Origin of the sequence: Desulfurella sp. (assembly GCF_023256235.1) — a bacterium.
Lineage (GTDB): Bacteria > Campylobacterota_A > Desulfurellia > Desulfurellales > Desulfurellaceae > Desulfurella.
Map to the genome: position 1 here is coordinate 52,393 of NZ_JAGDWY010000067.1, position 7,498 is coordinate 59,890.

Sequence of the window (7,498 nt, forward strand, 5' to 3'; positions counted from 1 at the left end):
GCAATGGTAGCATCTGCTTCAAGGGTACCTTTTGATTTACCAGAAGCCGAAAATGAACTTGTAGCAGGTTTTAATACAGAATTTACAGGACTTAAAATGGCTATGTTCTTTTTTGGTCAATATGTAACTATATTTGTAGTATCAGCTCTGGCAGCAATAGTATTTTTGGGTGGATGGAGCGGTCCTGCAATACTGCCTGGATTTGTATGGTATTGGCTTAAAGTACTGTTATTTATATTTATGTTTACATGGTTTTGGGGAACATTTCCTAGATATAGGTATGATCAGTTAATGGATATAGCCTGGAAAAAACTACTGCCTCTTCTAGTACTAAATATACTATGGACAGGCTTTGCACTGATAGTGCATATGCCTATAATTTAAGGAGGTTGGTATGTTATTTAAAGATTTACGAAAAGGTTTAAGTGTTACATTAAAATATCTATTTACGCATGCAGTAACTTGCCAGTACCCAACTCAAAGGCTCAATGTGCCAGAACGTGGCAGATGGCTACATGCTCTTAATTTGCACGAAGAAAGTCAAAAGATTAAGTGTATTGATTGTGGACTTTGCGAGGAAGTATGTCCGTCAAAATGCATAGAAATAATACCTACAGAAAACGAAGATCATACAAAAAGCCCGGCAATTTACAATATAGATCTAGGTAGATGCTGTTTTTGTGGTCTTTGCGTTGAGGTTTGTCCAGAACTTGCAATATCTATGAGCGATAAATACGAACTTGCAGGATACGACAGGGAAAAATTTGTTTTTACCAAAGAAGACTTGATCAAAGTTGGGATAGAATATAACAATAAATTGCAAAATAAAGAAGGTGAGCTATGAGTGTGGAAATAGTAGTTTTCGCAATTTTAGCATTAATGGCAGTTGGTGGTGGTTTTGGTATAATTGTAACAAAAAATCCATTTAGAGCAGCAATGTGGATGGTATTATCATTTATTGGCTCTGCTGGACTTTTTGTTATGCTTGATGCAGTATTTATCGCAATGCTTCAATTAATAGTTTATGCTGGTGCTATTACTGTAATGATAGTAATAGCAATGTATACAATGGACAGGTTAACCATTGCAAGCTTAAAAAGATTTAACAACCAAGCGTATTTTGGCGCATTGTTTGGTATTGGTATACTATTGGATTTTATTGTTATAGCAGCAAAGCTTAAAATAAATACAGCACAGATGGGTAAAAATCTATCAATTGCAGGTAGTAATGTTAAAGCTATTGGTGATGTGCTTTTTAAATCATATTTGTTGCCTTTTGAGATAACTGCAATTGTGCTTTTAATTGCGTTGTTTGGCGCAGTTGCGCTTACAAAGAAGGATCTTTAGGAGGCAAAATGTTAGCTGCGTATATGTTTGTTAGTGTATTGCTTTTTGCAATAGGGGCGACAGGGGCAATGATAAGAAGAAATTTTTTAATTGTACTGATGTCTTTAGAATTAATGATTAACGGTGCCGGTATGGCTCTTATTGTAATGTCATATTTTACTGGTAATATTTCGGGGCAGGTTATGTTTTTGTTTGTTGCAGCAGTTGCAGCAAGTGAAACTGCTGTGGGTTTGGCCATAGCTGCTATGATGTACAAAAATAAGAAAAGTGTAGATATAAATGATTATACTACACTTAGAAAGTAAAAGGGGAAAGATATGAAAACATTGGTATTGTTAATTATTATCTGGCCTCTAATTGGTTTTTTAATCAATGGTCTATTTGGCAAATGGACTAAAAATTATGCTGGCGTAATTGCGGCAAGTGCTTTGGGTTTGAGCTTTTTAAGTGCGGTTTACCCAATATGGCAGGTAATTTTGGGTAATATTTACGATTTTGTATACTTTACATGGATGCCTCTTGGCAAGTTTAGTGTTCCATTTGGCTTAAGGATAGACTCTTTATCTGCTGTTATGCTTTTTGTTGTGACATTTGTTTCCTGGATGATACATATTTATTCAAATGGATACATGAAGGGCGATCCTGGATACGCAAGGTATTTTACCTACCTAAATTTGTTTGTTTTTTCAATGCTTCTTTTAATTTTAGGTGATAGCTATTTACTAATGTTTGTTGGTTGGGAAGGCGTAGGCTTATGCTCTTATTTGCTAATTGGCTTTTGGTACGATAAAAAGACAGCTTCAGACGCTGGCGAAAAAGCTTTTGTAGTAAATAGAATAGGTGATGCTGGCTTTATCATTGGCGTATTGTTTATTCTGTTTAATTTTCATTCTGTGACTTATGCAGATGTATTTCCATTTGTTCATCAAATCCTGACACCAGAAACTGCAACAATCATTGGTCTTGCATTATTTTTGGGAGCAATGGGCAAATCGGCTCAGTTTCCATTATACATATGGCTAACTGACGCTATGGAAGGTCCAACACCTGTTTCAAGTTTAATACATGCAGCAACAATGGTTACAGCAGGCGTTTATATGGTTGCAAGATCAAATGCAATATATGATATGAGTCCTATTGCAATGGAAGTGGTAGCCTCAGTTGGTGCATTTACAGCCTTCTATGCTGCAACTATGGCTCTTACACACAAAGATATAAAGCGCATTCTGGCATACTCAACACTATCTCAGCTTGGATATATGTTTATTGGTGTTGGTGTTGGTGTATACTGGGCTGGCATATTCCACTTAATGACACACGCGTTTTTTAAAGGTCTGCTATTTTTGGGTGCAGGCGCAGTTATGCACTCTATGAGAGGCTTGTTGTCAACTGATTTAATGGGTGGTCTAAGAAAGAAAATGCCCCAAACTGCTGTTTTGATGGTGATTGCATCTTTGGCAATTGCTGGTATACCGCCTTTTGCAGGTTTTTTTAGCAAAGATGCAATCTTAGCAGGCTCGCTTGAGATGGGTCATCCAATAATTTGGATAGTGGGTGAAGTTACAGCATTTATGACGGCTTTTTATATGTTTAGATTTGTGTTTAGCGTATTTTATGGTGAAGAAAAAGTGCCTAATTTATATCATGAATTACATGTACATGAAGCACCAAAAGTAATGACGATTCCTATGTGGGTTTTGGGTGTGTTATCAATAATTGGTGGTTGGGTTGGCTTGCATATTAATGGCGAAATACCTATTGAAGCTTTTATTGCACGCACTGCCCCAACACTCGAAGTGGCAAATGAAGCTCATTACTCTGAAGTTTTTTTGATGGGATTTTCTGCATGTATGGGCTTGCTTGGTATATTTACAGCATGGGTTATCTACATCAAAAAATGGATTACAGCAGAGTCCATTGCAAATACATTTAAACCAATTTATACATTACTTGCTAATACCTACTATGTAGATGAGTTTGTGTATTTCTTTATTGTAAAGCCATTTTGGTGGGTATCCGAGTTTTTCTTATGGAAGATTGTAGATGTAAAAATTATAGATGGCGGTGTGGATTTATTTGGATGGATATCAAAAAGAATTGGATGGCTGTTTAGGACACTACAGACAGGTTTTGTAAGCCATTATGCTTATTGGATATCAATAGGTGTGATGTTGCTTACTGGCTGGTATTTAGTTAGGATTATATAAGGTGAGGTGAAAAGATGAATCAACTGCATTTTCCAATTCTTTCAACTATAGTGTTTTTGCCTGTAATTGGCGCACTACTGGTTTCATTAATTGATAGCAAAAAAGAAACTGCAATAAGATGGGTAACATTTATAGTTTTGTTGCTTGATTTTTTGGTATCGTTACCATTGTTTTTTTACTTTAATTCTTCAACATACCAGATGCAATTTGTTGAAAAAGTACCATGGATTAGCTCTTTAGGTATGAATTACTATCTTGGCATTGACGGTATAAGCTTATTTTTAGTGTTATTGACTACATTTTTATCACCTATTGCTCAACTTTCTACTTGGAGCGGTATAACTCAAAAAACAAAAGAATTCAATATCGTATTATTGCTTTTGCAAACCGGTATGCTTGGTGTTTTTGTATCGCTTGATATATTTTTGTTCTATATTTTTTGGGAGTTTCAGCTTATCCCAATGTATTTAATGATTGGTATTTGGGGTGGTCCAAACAGAGTATTTGCTACTATGAAATTTTTCCTTTACACATTTTTTGGTAGTGTATTTATGCTTGTTGCATTAATGGCACTATATTTCTTGCACCATGCATATTATCATGAATACACATTCAATATGGTGACACTAATGTCTCAACCTCTACCAGCAAACTTGCAGTTCTGGCTTTTTATTGCTTTTGCTTTAGCGTTTGCAATCAAAGTACCAATGTGGCCGTTTCATACATGGCTTCCATGGGCACACGTGGAAGCACCAACGGCTGGTTCTGTAATACTTGCCGGTATTTTGCTGAAAATGGGTACATACGGCTTTTTGAGGTTTAATTTGCCTATGTTTGCATCAATGACTCACCAGTTTGTTGATATTATTTTGATAATTTCACTTATTGGTATTTTCTACGGCGCATTTGTGGCAATGGTTCAGCCAGATATTAAAAAGCTTGTGGCATATTCATCTGTGTCGCACCTGGGATATTCTATGCTTGGTATGTTTGCACTAACTACAATTGGCATAGAAGGATCTATTATGCAAATGATTAATCACGGTATATCAACTGGCGCGCTGTTCTTAATTGTTGGTATAGTATACGAAAGGATGCACACAAGAAATATTTCAGAATACGGTGGACTTGCATCTCTTGTTCCAATTTTCAGTGTTTTTTTTATGATATTTACGCTTTCATCCATCGCAGTGCCTGGAACCAATGGATTTATAGGCGAATTCATGGTTTTATTTGGTACATTTGAGTCTCACAAAGTGTTTGCAATTATTGCTGCTTTTGGCGGGTTATTTGCAGCTGTTTATATGCTTACAATGTTTAAACGCGTGGTATTTTTAAAACCTCTAAATCCAAAGTTGTTAAAGCTGACAGATTTTAACTTAAGAGAATGGATTTACATGGTGCCGCTTGTTGTGTTTGTGTTTTGGATTGGTATTTATCCCAATACATTTTTATCAAAAATGCATACAAGTGTTACCCATTTAATAGAGCAAACTAAAATTACAAATGTAAATCCAAATTTAAACGGTAAGGTTTCTTTCGATAATAAAGTAATAATTAAAAAAAGTGGACTTAAGGGGTAGAGTATGAATTTTTTAGCATATTACAGTATAAACGATCTAATAGCCATAGCTCCACAGTTGATTTTGACTATTTTTGGGTTTATTGTAACGCTTGTTGATTTATGGCTTCCAAAAACAGAAAAAAGTGCAAACGCATTTATTGCTTTAATGGGATTTATACTAGCTGGTATCGTAAGTGTTATGATGTTTGATTCAGGTACAACAAGTGCTTTTGTTGGTATGATTGTAACGGATAATGCTTCGCTTTTTATAGACCTTGTTATAATTATTGCAGGCATATTAGCTATTGCAATGAGCGTCAATTTTGTTGACAGAGAAGATATAAATATCGGAGAGTACTACTCAATTATACTATTTTCAAGCGTTGCCATGATGTTTTTTGCTTCTACCTATAATCTTATTGTAATGTTTATAAGTGTTGAGACACTTTCTATTGGTATGTATATCTTGACGGGATTTTTGAAAAATAAGTCAGAAAGCATTGAAGCAGCAATGAAGTATTTTATACTGGGTTCTTTTGCTTCTGGTTTTTTGGTGCTTGGTATTGGTATAATGTATGGTTTGTTTGGCAGTGTAGATTTAAATGTAATAAGTTCAAGTTTAACCAAAGCTGCTGCTATTTACAAAGCTCTGGGTATACTGGCATTCATGCTGATTTTTATAGCTTTTGGGTTTAAAATAGCTGCGTTTCCATTTCATGCATGGACACCTGATGTTTATGCTGGAGCACCAACGCCTATGAGCGCTTTTATGTCAGTTGCTCCAAAAGCAGCTGCAATTTTGGCTTTAATGAGGCTTTTAGTTGTAGGTATGCACCCAATCCAGATTGAATGGACGCAAATGCTATGGATAATAGCTGCAGCCACAATGACATTTGGTAATACAGTTGCACTCTGGCAAAAAGATTTAAAAAGACTGCTTGGTTACTCAAGCATATCTCATGCAGGTTATATGCTTGTAGGTATTACTGCAGCAAATAGCCTCGGATATGGTGCAGTATTGTTTTACTTATTTGGGTATTTATTTATGAATCTGGGTGCTTTTTCTGTAGCCGAATTTATAAGCAAGAAAGGCGATACAAATACAGAGATTGCAAACCTAAAAGGTATAGCCTACAAATATCCGCTAATTGGTGTTGCAATGCTAATATTTATGTTTTCTCTTGCAGGTGTGCCACCAACTGTGGGCTTTATTGGAAAATACTACCTATTTTCTGCAGCTGTACAGTCTCACCTTTACTGGCTGGCAATTATTGGCGTTATAAATAGCGCAATTTCTGCATACTTTTATTTGAATGTAGTTGTAACAATGTACATGAAAGGAGATACGGAAGGTGAGTTTAGTATACTTAACTCTGGTTTGCTTAAAACTACGATATTAATTGGTGCTGTTGGCACAATTATTTTTGGAATATTTCCAAGCTATATTTTGAGCATTGCTTTGCACTCAATAGCGTTTTAATTTTTGGGCGCTTGCGCTTCGGGATGATATCCCCCTCGTCATTCTGAGGACGCAAAGCGTCCGAAAGAGTCTCAAAGTAGATCCTTCGTTTCACTCAGGATGACCGCTTAATTTTTTTAAAAAAAACTTGACAAATTAAATCATATACCGATAATAATAATAAGAGTAAAATACATGTGGAGGTATATATGAAAAGGTCAAAAAATGCAGGCTTTACGTTAATTGAGCTTGCAATCGTGCTTGTGGTAATTGGTTTGATTATAGCAGCAGTGCTTAAAGGTGAGGATTTAATCCAGAACGCAAGGATGTTAAATTTCGTAACAAACCCTGTTCAAAAAGCACAGGTTGCAGCAATGGCTTATTATGACAGGACAGGTCAGTTTCCTGCAATGACAGGAAATACTACTAATGATAGTGAACCGCTTCTTGAGATGTATAACGCAGGTATTGACGGTGTGCTTGATTTAAACAATCCGTTTACAAAAGGCAGTACTCAACTTGGAATAGTGTTTTCAAGTATACAGGATAGCAATAGTGGTGCTACATATCCTGTGATTGTAATTACTCCAGTGACAGTTACCGGTACAGGTGCTAGTGGTAGTGTTACTGCATCTAATTCATGGACTACATCTGCTATAGCTTATGCAAATTACTTAAAAAGCAGGATTGATGGCAATAGTTCAAGCTGGTCAACTGGTAGTGTAAGGTTTATCAGCACTACAAGTTCTCCTTCATTTACATCTTTACAAACCGAAATTCAAGGATCAGCTAGTTCTCCAACTGTTACTACCAATACTTTTGATGGTTCAGTTACACTTACTTCATCTGCTTTGACGGGTTCAAGTGCTGTGTATGCTACACCAACAGCTGGCTCATCAGGTATTCTTCTTTACTTCTACA

The 7,498-nt window shown here is 36.0% G+C and carries 8 protein-coding genes; all 8 read left to right on the forward strand.

The window, feature by feature from the left end; genetic code table 11:
* Positions 1-384: complex I subunit 1 family protein (locus Q0C22_RS07060; protein WP_291493183.1), on the forward strand; the 384-nt coding region annotated here is incomplete at its 5' end.
* A gap of 10 nt (positions 385-394) precedes the next feature.
* Positions 395-844: an NADH-quinone oxidoreductase subunit I gene (locus Q0C22_RS07065; RefSeq protein ID WP_291493185.1), complete on the forward strand. Its 450-nt coding sequence runs from the start codon at positions 395-397 to the stop codon at positions 842-844.
* Positions 841-1,347: an NADH-quinone oxidoreductase subunit J gene (locus Q0C22_RS07070; RefSeq protein WP_025391354.1), complete on the forward strand. Its 507-nt coding sequence runs from the start codon at positions 841-843 to the stop codon at positions 1,345-1,347. Before Q0C22_RS07065 ends, Q0C22_RS07070 begins: the two co-directional genes overlap by 4 nt.
* A gap of 8 nt (positions 1,348-1,355) precedes the next feature.
* Positions 1,356-1,652, forward strand: coding sequence for an NADH-quinone oxidoreductase subunit NuoK (nuoK, locus tag Q0C22_RS07075; RefSeq protein ID WP_291493188.1), 297 nt, complete (start codon positions 1,356-1,358; stop codon positions 1,650-1,652).
* A 12-nt stretch (positions 1,653-1,664) separates the two neighbouring features.
* Entirely contained in the window at positions 1,665-3,554 is a 1,890-nt protein-coding gene (gene nuoL / locus Q0C22_RS07080; protein WP_291493190.1) for an NADH-quinone oxidoreductase subunit L, read from the forward strand.
* Between the two features lie 14 nt (positions 3,555-3,568).
* A complete protein-coding gene (locus tag Q0C22_RS07085; protein WP_291493191.1) occupies positions 3,569-5,137 on the forward strand; it encodes an NADH-quinone oxidoreductase subunit M in 1,569 nt (522 codons plus the stop codon).
* Between the two features lie 3 nt (positions 5,138-5,140).
* Positions 5,141-6,598: an NADH-quinone oxidoreductase subunit N gene (locus tag Q0C22_RS07090; protein WP_291493193.1), complete on the forward strand. Its 1,458-nt coding sequence runs from the start codon at positions 5,141-5,143 to the stop codon at positions 6,596-6,598.
* Positions 6,599-6,786: 188 nt separating this feature from the next.
* Positions 6,787-7,498: prepilin-type N-terminal cleavage/methylation domain-containing protein (locus tag Q0C22_RS07095; protein ID WP_291493195.1), on the forward strand; the 712-nt coding region annotated here is incomplete at its 3' end.

Excerpts from the sequence above, each read along its gene's own strand:
- Q0C22_RS07065 (WP_291493185.1), top strand. The coding sequence starts at position 395 with ATGTTATTTAAAGATTTACGAAAAGGTTTAAGTGTTACATTAAAATAT.
- Q0C22_RS07070 (WP_025391354.1), top strand. The coding sequence starts at position 841 with ATGAGTGTGGAAATAGTAGTTTTCGCAATTTTAGCATTAATGGCAGTT.
- nuoK (WP_291493188.1), top strand. The coding sequence starts at position 1,356 with ATGTTAGCTGCGTATATGTTTGTTAGTGTATTGCTTTTTGCAATAGGG.
- nuoL (WP_291493190.1), top strand. The coding sequence starts at position 1,665 with ATGAAAACATTGGTATTGTTAATTATTATCTGGCCTCTAATTGGTTTT.
- Q0C22_RS07085 (WP_291493191.1), top strand. The coding sequence starts at position 3,569 with ATGAATCAACTGCATTTTCCAATTCTTTCAACTATAGTGTTTTTGCCT.
- Q0C22_RS07090 (WP_291493193.1), top strand. The coding sequence starts at position 5,141 with ATGAATTTTTTAGCATATTACAGTATAAACGATCTAATAGCCATAGCT.